Annotated in this window: 16 protein-coding genes; all 16 read right to left on the reverse strand. The window is 41.2% G+C overall.

The window, feature by feature from the left end; genetic code table 11:
* Positions 1-284 precede the first annotated feature (284 nt).
* The gene (gene pflB / locus GT641_RS04925; protein ID WP_008401906.1) at positions 285-2,561 is read right to left on the reverse strand and encodes a formate C-acetyltransferase; all 2,277 of its coding nucleotides are present in this window, start codon (positions 2,559-2,561) and stop codon (positions 285-287) included.
* Positions 2,562-2,737: 176 nt separating this feature from the next.
* Entirely contained in the window at positions 2,738-3,469 is a 732-nt protein-coding gene (locus tag GT641_RS04930; protein WP_008401907.1) for an HAD family hydrolase, read from the reverse strand.
* A 119-nt stretch (positions 3,470-3,588) separates the two neighbouring features.
* Entirely contained in the window at positions 3,589-3,762 is a 174-nt protein-coding gene (locus GT641_RS04935) for a hypothetical protein (RefSeq protein ID WP_156782872.1), read from the reverse strand.
* A gap of 274 nt (positions 3,763-4,036) precedes the next feature.
* Positions 4,037-4,183, reverse strand: a complete 147-nt coding sequence (locus GT641_RS04940) for a hypothetical protein (protein WP_008401909.1) — start codon at positions 4,181-4,183, stop codon at positions 4,037-4,039.
* A gap of 36 nt (positions 4,184-4,219) precedes the next feature.
* Positions 4,220-4,639, reverse strand: coding sequence for a hypothetical protein (locus tag GT641_RS04945; RefSeq protein ID WP_021944113.1), 420 nt, complete (start codon positions 4,637-4,639; stop codon positions 4,220-4,222).
* A 145-nt stretch (positions 4,640-4,784) separates the two neighbouring features.
* Positions 4,785-5,546, reverse strand: a complete 762-nt coding sequence (locus GT641_RS04950) for a YoaK family protein (protein ID WP_192919800.1) — start codon at positions 5,544-5,546, stop codon at positions 4,785-4,787.
* 191 nt (positions 5,547-5,737) lie between these two features.
* On the reverse strand, positions 5,738-7,342 hold the full coding sequence (gene pckA, locus GT641_RS04955) for a phosphoenolpyruvate carboxykinase (ATP) (RefSeq protein WP_008401912.1): 1,605 nt from the start codon (positions 7,340-7,342) through the stop codon (positions 5,738-5,740).
* Positions 7,343-7,527: 185 nt separating this feature from the next.
* Positions 7,528-9,876, reverse strand: a complete 2,349-nt coding sequence (gene feoB, locus GT641_RS04960; protein WP_161116953.1) for a ferrous iron transport protein B — start codon at positions 9,874-9,876, stop codon at positions 7,528-7,530.
* A 20-nt stretch (positions 9,877-9,896) separates the two neighbouring features.
* On the reverse strand, positions 9,897-10,712 hold the full coding sequence (locus GT641_RS04965; RefSeq protein ID WP_161116954.1) for an HAD family hydrolase: 816 nt from the start codon (positions 10,710-10,712) through the stop codon (positions 9,897-9,899).
* Between the two features lie 150 nt (positions 10,713-10,862).
* On the reverse strand, positions 10,863-11,486 hold the full coding sequence (locus GT641_RS04970) for a hypothetical protein (RefSeq protein ID WP_008401915.1): 624 nt from the start codon (positions 11,484-11,486) through the stop codon (positions 10,863-10,865).
* A 143-nt stretch (positions 11,487-11,629) separates the two neighbouring features.
* Positions 11,630-12,361, reverse strand: a complete 732-nt coding sequence (locus tag GT641_RS04975; protein WP_008401916.1) for a CpsD/CapB family tyrosine-protein kinase — start codon at positions 12,359-12,361, stop codon at positions 11,630-11,632.
* Positions 12,358-13,179 (reverse strand): Wzz/FepE/Etk N-terminal domain-containing protein, encoded by an 822-nt coding sequence (locus GT641_RS04980; RefSeq protein WP_008401917.1) that lies wholly within the window; start codon positions 13,177-13,179, stop codon positions 12,358-12,360. Before GT641_RS04980 ends, GT641_RS04975 begins: the two co-directional genes overlap by 4 nt.
* A 30-nt stretch (positions 13,180-13,209) precedes the next feature.
* The gene (locus GT641_RS04985) at positions 13,210-14,223 is read right to left on the reverse strand and encodes an LCP family protein (protein ID WP_008401918.1); all 1,014 of its coding nucleotides are present in this window, start codon (positions 14,221-14,223) and stop codon (positions 13,210-13,212) included.
* Positions 14,224-14,406: 183 nt separating this feature from the next.
* On the reverse strand, positions 14,407-15,132 hold the full coding sequence (locus GT641_RS04990; protein WP_161116955.1) for a CpsB/CapC family capsule biosynthesis tyrosine phosphatase: 726 nt from the start codon (positions 15,130-15,132) through the stop codon (positions 14,407-14,409).
* Positions 15,133-15,430: 298 nt separating this feature from the next.
* The gene (locus GT641_RS04995) at positions 15,431-16,681 is read right to left on the reverse strand and encodes an ABC transporter permease (RefSeq protein ID WP_161116956.1); all 1,251 of its coding nucleotides are present in this window, start codon (positions 16,679-16,681) and stop codon (positions 15,431-15,433) included.
* Between the two features lie 5 nt (positions 16,682-16,686).
* On the reverse strand, positions 16,687-17,697 hold the full coding sequence (locus GT641_RS05000; protein WP_161116957.1) for an ATP-binding cassette domain-containing protein: 1,011 nt from the start codon (positions 17,695-17,697) through the stop codon (positions 16,687-16,689).
* Between the last annotated feature and the right edge of the window lie 46 nt (positions 17,698-17,743).

Raw genomic sequence — 17,743 nt, forward strand, 5'->3', positions numbered from 1 at the left:
TCTCTGATACACAATTTTCATACATGATATAATGAACGCAAAATTATTTGCTCGCAAGAATGCTGATTTTGCGAAATGCATAGAATGTGCGAAGCACATGATATAATGAACGCAAAATTATTTGCTCGCAAGGATGCTGATTTTGCGAAATGCATAGAATGTGCGAAGCACATGATATACGGATAAAAATCCGTCTGCCTTATGCTGTAAAAAAGTCCCGGAGATAGACTCCCCGGGACTCCAATCTTTTACTTATCTGTTAAAACATTCAGACTGTGTAAGATTTACAGTGAGTCATGGAATGTTCTGTTGATAACGTCGAGCTGCTGCTCACGTGTAAGTGAGATAAACTTAACAGCATATCCTGATACACGGATTGTGAAGTTAGCGTACTCTGGCTTATCCGGATTCTCCATTGCATCAAGGAGCTTATCCTTACCGAATACGTTTACATTTAAGTGGTGAGCACCCTGATCGAAGTATCCGTCCATAGCGCTTACAAGCTTCTCAGCTCTTTCTTCCTCGTCATGTCCGAGTGCTGATGGGTTCATTGTCTGAGTATTTGAGATACCATCTAATGACCACTCATAAGGAATCTTAGCTACTGAGTTCAGTGAAGCAAGAAGTCCTGATGTCTCTGCACCGTAACTTGGGTTAGCACCTGGTGCGAATGGTGTCCAAGCACGTCTTCCATCCGGAAGGTTACCTGTGTACTTACCATATACTACGTTTGATGTAATTGTCAGGATAGATGTTGTAGGCTCTGAATTACGATATGTGTGTCTCTTCTTGATGTCTGTAAGGAACTCATGAAGAAGCCATACACCGATGTTATCAGCTCTGTCATCATCATTACCATATTTAGGGAATTCTCCCTCGATCTCAAAGTCTTCTGCAAGACCTGTTTCTGCGTTACGAATAACCTTAACCTTAGCATACTTGATAGCTGACAGTGAGTCGATTACGTGTGAGAATCCGGCAATACCTGTTGCAAATGTACGACGTACATCTGTATCGATAAGTGCCATCTCTGCTGACTCATAGTAATACTTATCATGCATGTACTGAATCAGGTTCAGGATATTTACATAAAGTCCTGCTAACCAGTCAAGCATCTTCTTGTACTTAGCAAGAACTTCATCATAGTCAAGATACTCTGAAGTAATCGGAGCGTACTCAGGACCAACCTGCATTGGCTTGCCTGTCTTCTTATCTAAGAACTTCTCATCTTTACCACCGTTGATAGCGTAAAGGAGACACTTAGCAAGGTTTGCACGAGCTCCGAAGAACTGCATCTCTTTACCTGTCTGTGTAGCTGATACACAGCAGCAGATTGAATAGTCATCACCCCAGATAGGCTTCATAACATCATCATTCTCGTACTGGATTGAGCTTGTTCTTACTGAGATCTTAGCAGCATACTTCTTGAATGCATCCTGAAGAGCTGAAGAATAAAGAACTGTAAGGTTTGGTTCTGGAGCTGGTCCCATGTTCTCAAGAGTATGAAGGAATCTGTAGTCGTTCTTTGTAACCATTGAACGTCCGTCAACACCGATACCACCAACTTCAAGTGTAGCCCATACAGGGTCACCTGAGAACAGTTCGTTGTATGACTTAATTCTTGCGAACTTAACCATACGAAGTTTCATTGTGAAATGATCGATAAGCTCCTGAGCCTCAGCCTCTGTAAGCTTTCCGGCCTTAATATCTCTCTCAATATAAATATCAAGGAATGTTGATACACGTCCAACTGACATAGCAGCACCATTCTGTGTCTTGATAGCTGAAAGATATCCGAAGTATAACCACTGGATAGCTTCCTTAGCGTTTGAAGCTGGCTTAGAAATATCATAACCATATGACTGAGCCATAACCTTCATCTCCTGCAGACGTCTGATCTGTTCTGCAAGTTCTTCTCTCTGACGGATAACATCATCAAACATGTTACCATCGCCACAGTTAGCCTTATCTTCCTCTTTCCAAGCGATCAGCTGATCGATACCGTAAAGAGCAACTCTTCTGTAGTCACCTACGATACGTCCACGTCCATAAGTATCAGGAAGACCTGTTACGATATGTGTATGACGTGCAGCTTTCATCTCTGGTGTATAGGCATCAAATACTGCCTGGTTATGTGTCTTGTGATAATCTGTGAAGATCTTGTGGAAGTTCTCGTTTGGCTTGTAACCATACATTTCCAGAGCTTCCTCAGCCATCTTAATACCACCATAAGGCATGAATGCTCTCTTAAGTGGTTCATCTGTCTGAAGACCAACAACCTGCTCAAGGTCCTTTGTCTCAGGATCAATATATCCAGGGCCGTATGCTGTGATGCTTGATACAACATCAGCATCCTCCTTTAATACACCGCCGTTATCTCTTTCTGCTTTCTGAAGAGCCTGAAGCTTGTCCCAGAGCTTGTTAGTAGCATCTGTTGGTCCGGCAAGGAAGCTCTCATCTCCGTTGTACATTGTGTAGTTGTTCTGGATGAAGTCTCTGACATTGCATTCTTCTTTCCAGAGTCTACCTGTGAATGAATCCCATTCCTGGTTCTGTAACATAATAATTTTTTCTCCTTTCAATTTTATATTATGTGAATATATAATACACTCTAAGGGTATTATACAGAATCTTTTTTTATAATTCAACAATCCTTATCATTTTTATTGTATTTCTTTTCGTACATTCGACTGTTTTTACATAAAATACACAGAAATGTTTTGACTGTTTTGAATGTTTACAATATAATCTGCTTTAATTTTTTCAAATTCGTCTCCGGAAGCAGAAATGTACTTTTAATCGTCTCAAAATCCACCCCCTTCGGTGAAATATTGGAATGTATATAACAGGTGTCAAAACCCACAGCAGCCGCACCCTCGATATCACATTTCGGATCATTTCCTATCATGAGTGTCTCTTTCGGATTCAGTCCCTGATCCCTGATCATAATACGGTAAAACTTCTCATCCGGTTTCTTGCAGGAATAGTCCGAAGATATATATACGGAGTCAAAACAATCGTAAATATGAAGCGCTCGCATCTCATATTCTGTAAAGATCCGTTGTGCATTGGATAACAAATATAAGCATGCCCCCCGCTGTTTTAATTCATCAAGTAATTCTCCGACTCCATCATACAGCCTTATGTATTCCGTTGTCAGCACACGGAAAAACTGACCGGCGTAGATTGCCAACATATGATCCGGCTTTGTATTTTTCCGGAGGAACAATTTACGAAATACATTCTCAATCTGTATCTCCGGATACATCTCATGTTTGTCTCCCTGCAGTACACCTTCCATCTCGTTTATGATTGCATCGTATGCAATTCTTAGCTCTTCTCCGGTATAATCCGCTCCATAATAATTATAAAAATATGCCAATCGCTCCCATACCGCCGGAGCTTCTTCATCTGTATGAATATCGACTAAAGTTCCATACAGATCAAATACATAATTTTTATATTTCATAACTTCATACCTCTGTTTCCGTGCATTCTACATCTGCTTACTATTATTATTTCAGGTTTAAATATATATCTTATACTGATAATCTGCTTAATTTTTTTGCTGCTTAATTCTTTTGCTACTTAATTCTTTTGCTGCTCATCCTTAACAGCTTTTTTCTTTATCTGCTCTGCTATTTCCCGAACGGCTGCCTCTTCTTCCTCTTTTGCAATCTTCTTTGCATAAGAGATCGTATGGATCAGATTCACCAGCAGCATGACCGCAAGCGGAATAATGATGATCGGTATAAATATCAACGAATTTGATACCAGTCGAACAAGATTTTTTGTCGATTTTAAGTATATATGTCAAATATTTTAACATACTGTAAACAGAAAATCCAGTATTTTATATCAGGAATGCGTTAATTACGACAAATACTGCATACGTGAAAAAAGCTGCCGGAATCCATCATATATCTTCCTTTTCACCTGCATTATATCAGGCAAAACCGGTTAATAAATGACCAATTCCGACAGCTTTTTGTCTCAGCTATTGTTTCTTATAATATCCCATATAATAGTATACTGCTTATGATTCTCTGCTGTTCTTCTCTGCATCTGCAGATATCTTATCGCTATCCGATTCTTTTTTAATAAATGTCTCATTAATGAAAAAGAATCCTCCGAGACCGATTGCAACAACGCCAAAAACAATAGCAAATATATCCATACCCATTTTATTATTCTCCTTTTCTTCTTACATATTCGGTTTTCAAATGTAAGAAGTCAGGAGTTTCTTTCCGTCCTTTTTATGTATATACTCAAGCCTTCGATACCATTGAGATGCATGCACCAGTGTGCCGATCTTCACCCACCATTTTCTGGTATCACAAACGAACCCGGATAAGGTAAACAGAAACGGTAAAACCAGGATCCACAGATCAACTGTTTTCTCTGATTGAAATGATTTCAGGCTCTGCGTTTCAAACACTGTACGAAGAACGCTTCCTGTCGGAAGTATTCCTATTTCATTAATTGATGTCGTCCGGACTTCACGAAGCACAGATTTATTCTGTTCAAGCCCCCGCTCCATTCTGGAACTTTCTATATCACCTATGCCAAAAACGGTGGCAGCTAATATCAATATGATACAATATATCACACATATTTGTTTCTTCTGTTGTTGAAGCATAGTTGCCACCTCACTTTCTGTAGATTTCTTTCTGCATATCCTATACTTACTGCATGCCACATAATCAACACACTTGAGAACGAATAATTCTGCGTTCATTATCTCATAAATATAACAAAATGAATATTCTTTATTTTATTCTTATCTATTTCTTAATTTCTTCGCGGAGCTGTGTTCCAAGTTTCTGAATATCTTCTTCCAGATCACCCTCCAGCTCATGCACATCTTTTTCAAGACGATCCTTAAACATCAGAAGGAAACTGATAAGAAGCAATCCGCTGGATACCCAGATAGCATGGAAGCCCAGATGTACCGACAAAACACCTCCGATTCCGGCTCCGACCGCAAAGAACAGGATCACACCGAAATAATACAGTGACATTTCTAACTGCTCCGGCTTCTTTTCTCTTAAATATACAGATAAGGCTGCTGTACCACTTCTGAGATTTCCGATACACATCGTACTCGCATAAGAATGTCCGTTGACTTTCCGGAATGTCTGAACCTGCATTGCACAGGAAAAAGATACTAATACCGTTGCCAGCATGTTCCATCCTTCTGTTAAAAATCCAACAAAAAACAAAATTAAAATCTCCATCAACAAAATGGATTGTCTCCAATGAAGCTTCTTTGCGTATTTGAACCGTCCCTGTACCTGTTCTGCAAAGAACACCCCAAATGCAAATGCAAACAACGGATACAGATATCGAAGTCCTGCCTGCCATTCACCCATCATAAAATGCTGACTCATCAGCACTACATTTCCTGTCTGCGCATTCGAAAACACTTCATCTCTTGTAAAATATGTATAGGCATCCTGAAATCCACCGGATAACGCCAGAAACACACTGGTAATAAACGCTTCCGACATCTGCCGTTCCGCCTGTCTGTTCTGCCCAACTTTCATCTCAATCAACTCTCCGTTCTTCTTCAAATAATATCAGACACAATATAGTTAGCAAGAACGATATGCCCTGCTTCAAAGAAAAACCGGATGTGAAACCCACACCCGGTTCTTCTTTGTCCGAAGTATATCCTGACGTTATAATGTCTCAGGTGTATCTCACGAACATATATTGTATTCTGATCATTCAGATATTATTTCTGAGGACCTGCTGCAACTAATGCCTTACCGGCTTCGTTGCTCTCGTACTTAGCAAAGTTCTTGATGAATCTGTCAGCAAGATCTAATGCCTTTGTCTCCCATGCAGAAGCATCTGCATATGTGTCACGAGGATCAAGAATTGCCGGATCAACACCCGGAAGCTCTGTAGGTACTTCAAAGTTGAAGTAAGGGATCTTCTTTGTAGGAGCTGAAAGGATAGCACCGCTAAGGATAGCATCGATGATACCTCTTGTATCCTTGATTGAGATACGCTTGCCTGTTCCGTTCCATCCTGTATTTACAAGATAAGCCTTAGCTCCGCTCTTCTCCATCTTCTTAACAAGCTCTTCAGCATACTTTGTAGGATGTAACTCAAGGAATGCCTGTCCGAAACATGCTGAGAATGTAGGTGTCGGCTCTGTGATTCCACGCTCTGTACCGGCAAGCTTAGCTGTGAAGCCTGACAGGAAGTAGTACTGTGTCTGCTCTGGTGTCAGAATAGATACCGGAGGAAGTACTCCGAATGCATCTGCTGAAAGGAAGATAACATTCTTTGCTGCAGGAGCTGATGAAATAGGACGAACGATGTTCTTAATATGATCGATTGGATAAGATACACGAGTATTCTCTGTAACGCTCTTATCTGTGAAGTCGATCTTACCATTTGCATCTACTGTTACGTTCTCAAGAAGAGCATCTCTTCTGATCGCATTATAGATATCTGGCTCTGAATCCTTATCAAGGTCGATAACCTTTGCGTAGCAGCCACCTTCGAAGTTGAATACGCCGTTGTCATCCCAGCCGTGCTCATCATCACCGATCAGGAGACGCTTAGGATCTGTTGAAAGTGTTGTCTTACCTGTTCCTGAAAGGCCGAAGAAGATAGCTGTGTTCTCACCGTTCATATCTGTGTTTGCTGAACAGTGCATAGCTGCCATTCCCTTAAGTGGAAGGTAGTAGTTCATCATTGAGAACATACCCTTCTTCATCTCTCCGCCGTACCATGTATTGATGATAACCTGCTCATGGCTTGTGATGTTGAATGCTACACATGTCTCTGAGTTAAGACCAAGTTCTTTATAGTTTTCTACTTTAGCCTTTGATGCGTTGTAAACAACGAAATCCGGCTCGAAGTTCTCAAGTTCTTCAGCAGTTGGCTTGATGAACATATTTGTTACGAAATGTGCCTGCCAAGCTACTTCTACGATAAAACGGATAGCCATACGAGTATCAGCGTTTGCTCCACAGAAAGCATCAACTACAAATAATTTCTTATTTGAAAGTTCCTTCTTTGCAATATCCTTAACGGATGCCCATGTCTCTTCTGTCATTGGATGATTATCGTTCTTGTAACCATCTGTTGTCCACCATACAGTGCCCTTTGAATTCTCATCAACAACAATATACTTATCTTTAGGTGAACGTCCTGTATAAATACCTGTCATTACATTAACAGCGCCAAGCTCTGTTTCCTGTCCTTTTTCATATCCTTCAAGAGTAGATTTAGTCTCTTCCTCGAAAAGTGTTTCATATGAAGGGTTGTAAACGATCTCTGTAGTTCCGGTAATGCCATACTTGCTTAAATCAATATTTTTCATTGTACACAAATCCTCTTTTCTTTCTAAGTATTATTCTATGGAGGTTAGTTTGTACTACCAACTTCCACAGTCAATTTGTATTATAGCCATCCCTAATCAAAAAGTAAAGAAAATCTTTACCGGATATGACTTTTTTACATTTTTTTTATAATCATCACGCCTGTATTTTATAATTTATATTTGTTTTAGAAACACAGACAGATTGCATAGACAAGTGCCGCCATGATCCATGCAACAACACACTGTCCGACCACAACTACCAGTGCCCATTTGCTTCCAAGTTCCCGTTTTACGGAAGAAACGGCTGCTACACATGGAGTATACAGCAGACAGAATATCAACAATGACAGAGCGGATGCCGGTGTCAGGATCTTATGGATAACATCCATGCTTCCGGTCAGCACAGACAATGTTGATACTACACTCTCCTTGGCCATAAATCCGGATATCAGTGCCGTCGATATCCGCCAGTCTCCGAAACCAAGCGGTGCAAATACCGGTGCGATCAATCCTGCGACAACTGCAAGGATACTGTTCTGTGAATCTGCCGTCAGGTTAAAGTGCAGATCAAAGCTCTGTAAGAACCAGATCACGATCGTTGCCACAAAGATAACCGTAAATGCCCGCTGTAAGAAATCCTTTGCCTTTTCCCATAATAACTGCAATACATTTTTCAATGCCGGCATTCTGTAGTTTGGAAGCTCCATAACAAACGGAACTGCCTCACCCTTGAATAATGTCTTTCTGATAATAAGCGCCACAAGGATTCCTATCAGTATTCCCACAACATACAACCCGACCATAACAAGTGCTTTATACTTTGGGAAAAACGCTGCCGCAAAGAATGCATAGATCGGAAGCTTTGCAGAACAGCTCATAAACGGGGTCAACAGGATCGTCATCTTACGATCACGCTCCGACGGAAGGGTACGGCTCGCCATAATACCGGGAACCGTACAGCCGAAGCCAACCAGCATCGGCACAATACTTCTTCCGGATAACCCAATCTTTCTGAGTGGTTTGTCCATGACGAAAGCAACACGAGCCATATATCCACTGTCTTCCAATAACGAAAGAAATAAGAACAGCACCACTATGATCGGAAGAAAACTCAGCACACTTCCAACTCCCTTAAAGATACCATCGATCACAAGTGAATGAAGCACCGGGTTCACCGACCATGCAGTCAGAAGCTGATCCATCTGCGCTGTCAGATAATCAATCCCTTTCTCCAGCAGATTCTGAAGTACCGCTCCGATCACATTAAAGGTCAGAAAGAAGACCGCTCCCATGATCAATATAAAGGTCGGTATCGCGGTATACTTTCCCGTAAGAACCGCATCGATCCTCCGGCTTCTGATACGCTCCTTACTCTCTGCCGGTTTGACAACCGTTTGTCTGCAGATCCGCTGTATAAAATCGAACCGCATGTCTGCAATTGCTGCTGCACGATCAATTCCACGTTCTTCTTCCATCTGGCTTACAATGTGTTCTATCATCTCTGTCTCATTCTGTTCAAGATGCAGAGATTTTTCCATCTCTGCATCCCCTTCTGCCACCTTCGCCGCAGCAAAACGAACCGGGATTCCCGCATTCTCTGCATGGTCTTCGATCAGATGCATGATTCCATGCAGGCACCGGTGCACCGAACCACCATGATCTTCCGGATCACAGAAATCCTGTCTGCCCGGTCTCTCCTGATATCTGGCGACATGAACTGCATGTTCGATCAATTCATCTACACCCTGATTCTTGATCGCAGAGATTGGAATAACCGGAATTCCAAGCATACTTTCCAGCTGGTTAATACGGATTGATCCTCCGTTCTCACGAACTTCATCCATCATATTCAGTGCCAGCACCATCGGTATATCAAGCTCCATCAGTTGCATCGTCAGATAGAGATTTCTCTCAATATTGGTTGCATCCACGATATTGATTATGCCCTTTGGTTTTTCATCGAATACAAACTGTCTGGTTACAATTTCTTCGCTGCTGTACGGCGAGAGAGAATATACACCCGGAAGGTCGGTTACTCTTGTGTCCGGATATCCTTTGATCATTCCCTCTTTCCGATCAACCGTTACTCCGGGGAAATTACCTACATGCTGATTCGAGCCTGTCAACTGGTTAAATAATGTCGTCTTGCCACAGTTCTGATTACCAACCAGAGCAAAGGTCAGGATCTCATCCTTCGGCAGCGGATGTTCATCTGCTTTCACATGATATTTTCCGCCTTCGCCAAGTCCCGGATGCTCTACTAAAGCTTTATCCTTTTTGTTATCTTTCCTATGTTCGTCTTCATCTGATTTTTTATCTGATACCTCGATCTGCTCAGCATCCGCCAGTCGGAGCGTCAGTTCATAATCATGAATACGAATTTCAAGAGGATCGCCCATTGGTGCATATTTGATCAGTTTAACCTCAATACCGGGTATCACGCCCATGTCAAGGAAATGCTGTCTCAGTGCTCCATCACCGCCAACTGTACAGATGGTTGCGGACTGTCCCTCTTTCAAATCTTTGATCGTCATTTGTATCGCCTCTTAACTCTTTATAATAAATATTTATCAATTGCTTCTGCACATCCATCATGGTCACAGTCATTGACAACAACCGCAGCAACTGCTTTTACATGTTCATTTGCATTTCCGACCGCAATCGCTAATCCTGCAGTTTCCAATATATTCAGATCGTTGTCTGCATCACCGACCGCGATCGTCTCTTCAAGTTCAACACCCAGGTGCTCACACAGCCGGAGCAGCCCGGTTCCTTTGGTAACTCCTGTCGCCGAACATTCCAAAGCGGTCTTCTCTGCATCCGCAAGAACAAGATCCAGTCCGGCAAGTCTCTTTCTGGTTTTCTCCCTGCCTTCTGTTGTCGCATGATACAGATTCAGCTTCGGGACCTCAAATGGATGTTCCTTATAATATTCATAGATATCATCGACCTGTGTTGTAACCTTCTCATACATTGGCCGATAGACGCCCATCCCAAAGCGTTCCATCTGGGGTATGTCCTTTTTCTGCACTATGGATTCGATTGCAAGCAGATGCACCATAAGATCTTCTTTTTTACTTTCTGTCAGAATCTTTTCTGCCAGTTCAATAGAGATTGAATTCGAATACAGGATCTTTTCCTCTTTTACATCATACAGGATCGCGCCGCTGGAGCAGACAACATAACGCAGCCTCGGAATCCGCTTAAAATATTCCCGAAGCTCTGCCACACATCTTCCGGTCGAAAGGATCACTTCCTTTCCTGCATCAAATGCGCGATTGATTGCTTCCAAAGTATGTTCTGATATCTGTTTCCGTGAATTCAGCAATGTTCCATCCATATCGAATGCAATTACTTTGTATTTACTCATGTATATCTCCTGTCGTCTTATTGATAATTTTTATCTATAAGTCCCTCTATATATACAACATTTCAGTCCGATTGTAAATCAAAACAACAAAAAAAGGACACCCTCGTGGCCCGGATGTCCCATGCTATAGCATTTTTTTGATTAAATAAATTATTTAACCTTGATTGTTACTGTCTTTGTATAAGCTGAGTAGTTCTTAGTCTTAGCAACCTTAACTGTTACCTTATAAGTACCTTTCTTGATACCCTTTGATAATGTAATCTTGCCATTCTTAACCTTGATCTTCTTGCTGCTTGCTGTATAAGTAACTTTAGCCTTTCCCTTTACACCTGTTGCTTTGAATGTGTATGATTTGCCTTTCTTCTTGAAAGTCTTAGCCTTTGTTGCCTTATACTTGTTTGTAACCTTTACATTCTTCTGCTTTGCTTTCTTGATTGTATAAGAAGATGTTACAGATCCGCTGTACTTACCTGTACCTTTAATAGTTACTTTATAAGTACCTGCGTTCTTTGTACTCTTCTTAGAGAAAGAAACTGTATAATCAGTACCTTCCTTTAATGTTACAGTCTTGCCATCTGCGTTCTTATAAGTCACTGTTTTAACACTAGGCTTCTGTGACTTATTATTAAATGTAAAGGATTTCTTTGAAAGAACAATTGTTGTATTGCCCTTTAAAGAAGCCTTACTAGGAGACTCTGTTGCAGCCATTGCTGTACAAGGAATCATCAGAGCGATCACCATGATAATAGCGATCAGTTTCTTTAAATTCTTCATGTTTTATCTCTCCTTCCTACCACATTTTGGATAAAGGTGTTTTCTCCCATTGTTGATAAATACTATCCTTTGTTGGAATCAAACACATATATGATAAAACAACTGTATGCCACGTACCAGTTGATTCACCCAAGCTTTTCATTTTATTTTTCCTTTTTACCGGAATATTTTTTTTCGCCATAACCGTAGCCATAGCCATAATCCTTGCCATACTTTCCGTAATAACTCTTATATGCTCTTCCCGATGCCTCAACACGGTTTAGTATAACACCCAATAATCTGCAATTCACCTGCTCTAACTGCTGCATGGACTGGCGAATCACATTTCTTGATGTCTCGCCGCTTCTGACGACCAAAACGGCTCCATCACAAAGGGATGCAACCTGTGCTGCATCTGCCACACTTCCAAGAGGCGGTGAATCTATAATAACATATCTGTATTGTTCTGCCAGCTTATCTAAAAGCTCCGCAAACCGGGCATCCTCTAATAGTGCAGATGGATTCTCTAACAGGTTGCAGCACGGAACAATATATGCATTCGGAATATTTGTCTCATATACAACATCTTCATACTCGGCCTGTCCCGACAGGTAATAACCGAGATCCTTGATCTCCGACTCAGACTTCATATTGTGTCTTCCTTTGATCACAGACTTTCTGAGATCCACATCCAGGAATACGGTCGGGAATCCTGCCTCTGCCATCATCTTCCAGAGATTGATGGAGATTGTGCTCTTTCCCTCATTCGGAAGACTGCTTGTGATCAGAAGCTTCTTAGTATTCTTCCCACAGAATTTGATATTAATTCTAAGTCGGTTCATTGCTTCTTCTATTGCATATGGCATTTCATTAAAATCTATACTGAGTTTTTTCATTTGCTTCTTCCTTTCAGACCGGATTTTGCCTTATCTTTATCTGTTGCTGAATCTCCCTGATTGAACTGATCACTCTCAGGAATGGAGGTCAGCGGAACGATTCCAAAATACTTCTCCATATCTGAAGCGGTATGGATCGTATCATCTAACAGATATCTGATAATGATAACCAGACAATATAGGAATGCTCCGAGCAAAGCTCCGATCAATGTGAATTTCAGGTAACTCGGTCCTGCTTTCTCATCCGGTATTCGTGCAACCTGTGCAATATTAGGTGCATTGGTACTCATAGTCTCAGGCAGATACTTAACCGAAATTTCCGCAAGTGTATTTGCAATGTTCATTGCTTCTTCAGGATCTGTACTGGTAACTGTAATCTTCAATACACGGGTATCCGTTGGGTTCTCTAATGTGATCATATCTGCAAGCTGTTCATAATCATAACTAAGATCCAGCTTTGCAATTACCTGCTCTAATAACGGATAACTGAGCATCAGGTCTTCGTAGTCTTTTGTAAGAGATGTACCAATATTCAAATCAGACAGATTAACAACAGAATCCTCTGACGCTGATACAACATACAACTTTGCTGTAGACTGATATGTCGGTTTGATCAGAAAATAAGCACATGCATTTAACAAAACTGCTCCGAGCAGAAATGAGAGAACGATAAAATGGAGCTTATCCATCAATGCATATCCAAGATCGACCAGATCGATCTCTTTATCGTCTTCTTCCGCCTGAACAACTCTGATATAGTTGTTTTTTTCTTCTTTTGCTGTATCCGATTCCGATACTCTCTTGTTCTCTGTACTCATATTCTCCTCCGTAAAAAGTAAAACTACTTTTTATTCTTCGTATTCTTCGTAAAACAATTCTGCTATTGCCGCTTCCAGGCTCTGTTCGTTCGGCTCAAATGTGGCATATCCAAGTTCATCCGTTCCAACTGTACCATCAACGGAAACTTCTCCCTCATCCTTTTCCTTTGCAACCAGAAGCGCAAGCTTGCTAAATTTACTTTTATTGATGCTGGTAACCATATAGTCCTGAACGGACTCATACAGGTCTAGCGGATAGGTACTGCTCTGCTGACACTTTTCTTTGATGAGCCTTTTTAATTCAGTCATATATACAGCTTGTCTATGCATACGATTCTCATTTGTCTCATCAGCAACGCCCCATCTGTCATGAATAAATTCTTCCGCCTGTTTATCAGTCAGACAGATTGTTTCACCTTGCTTAAGATCCGGATCGATCTCGGAAAAATCATCTTCGATCGTAACCGTTACTCCACCGGCCATATGATTGATCGTACCGATAGCACCCATATTGACCGCTGCATATCCATCAATTTCCTGTCCGTGCAGATATTCGGATACAGCATCTACCGTATTCTCACAACTGGCTTCCAGTCCGTCGCCACTGGAATGCGCCAATGCAATCTGCATCTCCGTTTCTCCGAGATAAGAATTATCCAGATCAAGCGATTTTACATTTGTGATCGTATTACGATTAATCGCCATTGTCTTAAATGTTCCCGCACTGATATCACGAACCATAAGGATCAGTACATCATTCTGATGTCCTCCGTCATAATCCGTCACCTTTTCTACTTTATCATATGAATCTATACCCATAAACAGGTATGTCTCTATATTCTTCTTCGGAACATATTTCTTACCATTTAGCGTGACCACTCCAAGCTCCGTTTCATATGCCTGCTGTGCCCGAAGCTTCTGTCTGTCAATTACACGAAATACCATCGCCAATACGATACAGAATGCTGCAACAGCCACTATGGTAATCATCAGTTTTTTATATAATTTTCTTTTTTCCTGTCTGCTGTGAATCACTCGTGACATCTCAAACCACCCTTAAAACAGACTGCTTATCAGATCAGATCCACCTGTCGGAAATGCTTTTTCACATATAATCAATGCAATAAGTATCATAAATAAAACTACACTTATTATAATTGCAACTTTTTTCGACATAATCGATATCCTCCGTATTACTCTGTCACCTGAAATCTTATCCTTCGGCTGTTATTCCTGCATTTTATCATTCTTGATCTGCTGCAGCAAATCCATTCCATATTCATCCAAGCGTCTGATACAGGCTTCGCCTGCTTTTTTTCCCAAGATCTGTCGTCCCTCCATCAGATTCGGCGGACGATGATGAATTCCGTGGCAATCACTTCCTAAAATATGTGCCTGTCCTCTTTTGAACATCTTTATCAACGTATGTGACTGTTTCCAGTCCGATAAGCTCTCTGCATTGATCTGTATCGTTACCGGAAGTGACATCAGTTCTTCTATGTATTCTTTATTTCCTGCCGTTTTCATAAAACGTTCCAGATGCGCAATGATCAGCGAAAACTTTCTCTCCTCGATCAGATTTCTTACCTGATCTATATCCTTCTGTCTCCACATTCGGAAAGGCATCTCTAATAACATAATCCTCGAACCGTTAATTGTCAACCGATCTATCTTCTCGGCCTGATCCATTCCCTCAAAAAAGGCGACCTCCGCCCCCAGTAAGATCTGTGGAGTGTCTTTACCCAATTGATCTTCTATCTTCTGATATGCTCCGAGCCTTTTCTCTGTAAATCGTTCGATACGGTCACAATCTGCATAAAAATGTGGCGTTGCGATCATGATGTCAACACCCGCTGCCTTACTTCGGCGAAGCATCTCTATCGATGTCTCTACATTCTTACTTCCATCATCTATACCGGGAAGAATATGAGAATGAAAATCTATCACTTTCATTATGGGACTCTGACCTTTCTATTAAAATAAATAACACGTAAAATAAATAACACGGGATACTGTTTTTATAAAACAGTGGCAACAGATAATACAGTTAACATCCTGCTGTATCAATAGAATCTAGGTTATCAAACCTTTTATAATATCCTGTCACCCCACAAACGTACCAACTGCGTTCGTTTTTCTCAACAGTGATTATGCCACAGTGGGCTTCTAATGTAAAGATGTCGAATATAATTTCTGCATTTTTATATTAAAAGCCCCTATCATCCATTTATTTTTCGTCATTTTACCGAGTTTATTTTTTATGTCTTAATTCCTTTACAGCTCCGGAAAGCTTAATCGGATTACCATATCGGAGTGTTGAATTACGGAAGATCTTACCTCCCAGAACACCCATACCGATCACCGATATATATAAAATTATTGCTGATATAACAACTTCCCATGTTGCTACATCTCCCATCGCAACTCTTGCAAACATTGCACTGTAAGAACTGATTGGAAGATAAGAGCAAATCTTGATAACCAGACCATCGACATTTGTCAGGTTCATAAGTACAACGAAATATACGATCATTACGATCATCTGTGCCGTACCGGCTGATTTGTTCAGATCCTCGATCTTAGATACCAGTGCTCCCAGTGCCCCATACATAAATGCATAGAACAGGAATCCACCAAGGCCGAATACCGCAAATGCGATCAGAACATCAGATGGGATATTTAATACGGTCCCCATAAATCCGCCCCAGTATTCCTTATTAAAGTTATATGAGATCAGCAGGGCTGCCATGATAAGCCCTACCTGAAAGAACGTAGCAACTGTTCCGGCAAATACCTTTCCGAATAAGATATCTCTGGAGTTCGTTGTCGTTACCAGAATCTCGATCGAGCGGTTGCTCTTTTCATTTGCCACACCGGTTGCAATCGACATTCCATACATAACGATCAGCATGAAGATCACGATAACCAGAATATAACAATACCAGTAATTGCTTGTGCTGTCCTTACCGAGGATAACTTCTTTTGCCTGGATATCTGTATAATCAAGACTCATAAGTTCATCAAAATCCAGATCATGTGCTTCACTGTACTGTTTCTTAGCAAGCATGGACAGATAACTGTCAAAGGCACCGGTGTAATCATCAAACACGCCTTTGTTATAAACATAATATGTATATTCTGACGTACTATAAACTACATAACCAAGTTCCGCATCTTCACTTTTAACCAGCGACTCTACTTCTGCTGCATCCTTACATTTCTGCAGCTTAACATCCGGATATACCTGCGCCAGCAAACCTTCATCCATAATACCGGATGCATCATAATATGCATATACGGATTCATTCTCCTGATCCGATTCGTCCTCTGCATCTGTCTCTTTATCAGATGAAGGGCTTCCACTTGTAAATGATTCCTTAATTCTCGGTGCGAACATGATGCCTACACAAAGAAGTGCCAGTAAGATCGTTGAAATCAGATAGGATTTACTGCCAAAATAATTACCCAGTTCAAACTTTAATATTGTACCAATCTTTTTCATATATCTTAACCTCTCTTTCCAAACAGACCCTTTTTCTGCTTTGGTTCAAATTCAGAAAAAGAAGTTCCGATATTATTTTTTTCTTTTATTTCTTCCGGTGTCTCCTCATCTCCGACTGCCGATACAAATATATCATTCAGGGAAGGCTCATAGACACCATAACTTCTAAGCCTGATTCCCAGCTCTTTAAAACGGGAGAGCACCTGCCATTCATCCTGTTCCGACAGGATCTGTATCACAACATGATGCTTGTTATGACTGATCACCTGTACCTGATCTGCAAACTTATCACGAAGAACTTGTTCCAGTTCTTCCGATTCCATTCCGACAGCCGCAACTGCTTTGTGACCTTCTCCGTATTCTTCCTTAATCTTGTCAAGGTTCCCTGCCAGTGCCACTTCACCATGATTGATCACTACGATATCTTCACAGAATTCTTCCACATAGCTCATCTGGTGACTGGAGAAGATAACGATCTTTCCATCTGCGATCAGTTCATTTATAACATCCTTTAAGATCTGTGAATTCACGGGATCCAGACCGGAAAACGGCTCATCTAAGATCACGATGTCAGGATCTGCTACCAATGTTGCCGCAAGCTGTACCTTCTGCTGATTACCTTTCGATAACGTATCCAGCTTCCGGTTCTCGTACTGGATCACATCCAGACGGGTCAGCCATTTCCTCATATTCTCTTCCGCCTGCTTCTTATTCATCCCACGAAGCTTTGCCAGATATACTAACTGCTCACTGATCAGACGTTTCGGGTATAAGCCACGTTCCTCCGGCAGGTATCCGACCTGCTCCGGCTGATAGACAAAGGGTTCTCCATCTAATAAGACCCGCCCCTCATCCGCATGGAAAACATCCATGATGATCCGGATCGTTGTGGTCTTGCCCGCACCATTTCTTCCCAGCAGTCCGAGTGCGCTTCCACCCTCTACCGAGAAGTTGATCCCATGCAGGATCTCTGTGCCATCAAAGCTCTTTTTGATGCCCTGTAATTCTAATTTCATATCTCTCTCCTTTTTTATGAACCGACATTCATATCCCTGTTATGAA

The sequence above is a fragment of the Clostridium sp. BIOML-A1 genome (genome assembly GCF_009874105.1).
Classification (GTDB): Bacteria; Bacillota; Clostridia; order Lachnospirales; family Lachnospiraceae; genus Coprococcus.

Coding starts and splice junctions, on each gene's coding strand:
- pflB (WP_008401906.1), bottom strand. CDS start 2,561: ATGTTACAGAACCAGGAATGGGATTCATTCACAGGTAGACTCTGGAAA.
- GT641_RS04930 (WP_008401907.1), bottom strand. CDS start 3,469: ATGAAATATAAAAATTATGTATTTGATCTGTATGGAACTTTAGTCGAT.
- GT641_RS04940 (WP_008401909.1), bottom strand. CDS start 4,183: ATGGGTATGGATATATTTGCTATTGTTTTTGGCGTTGTTGCAATCGGT.
- GT641_RS04945 (WP_021944113.1), bottom strand. CDS start 4,639: ATGCTTCAACAACAGAAGAAACAAATATGTGTGATATATTGTATCATA.
- GT641_RS04950 (WP_192919800.1), bottom strand. CDS start 5,546: ATGAAAGTTGGGCAGAACAGACAGGCGGAACGGCAGATGTCGGAAGCG.
- pckA (WP_008401912.1), bottom strand. CDS start 7,342: ATGAAAAATATTGATTTAAGCAAGTATGGCATTACCGGAACTACAGAG.
- feoB (WP_161116953.1), bottom strand. CDS start 9,876: ATGACGATCAAAGATTTGAAAGAGGGACAGTCCGCAACCATCTGTACA.
- GT641_RS04965 (WP_161116954.1), bottom strand. CDS start 10,712: ATGAGTAAATACAAAGTAATTGCATTCGATATGGATGGAACATTGCTG.
- GT641_RS04970 (WP_008401915.1), bottom strand. CDS start 11,486: ATGAAGAATTTAAAGAAACTGATCGCTATTATCATGGTGATCGCTCTG.
- GT641_RS04975 (WP_008401916.1), bottom strand. CDS start 12,361: ATGAAAAAACTCAGTATAGATTTTAATGAAATGCCATATGCAATAGAA.
- GT641_RS04980 (WP_008401917.1), bottom strand. CDS start 13,179: ATGAGTACAGAGAACAAGAGAGTATCGGAATCGGATACAGCAAAAGAA.
- GT641_RS04985 (WP_008401918.1), bottom strand. CDS start 14,223: ATGTCACGAGTGATTCACAGCAGACAGGAAAAAAGAAAATTATATAAA.
- GT641_RS04990 (WP_161116955.1), bottom strand. CDS start 15,132: ATGAAAGTGATAGATTTTCATTCTCATATTCTTCCCGGTATAGATGAT.
- GT641_RS04995 (WP_161116956.1), bottom strand. CDS start 16,681: ATGAAAAAGATTGGTACAATATTAAAGTTTGAACTGGGTAATTATTTT.
- GT641_RS05000 (WP_161116957.1), bottom strand. CDS start 17,697: ATGAAATTAGAATTACAGGGCATCAAAAAGAGCTTTGATGGCACAGAG.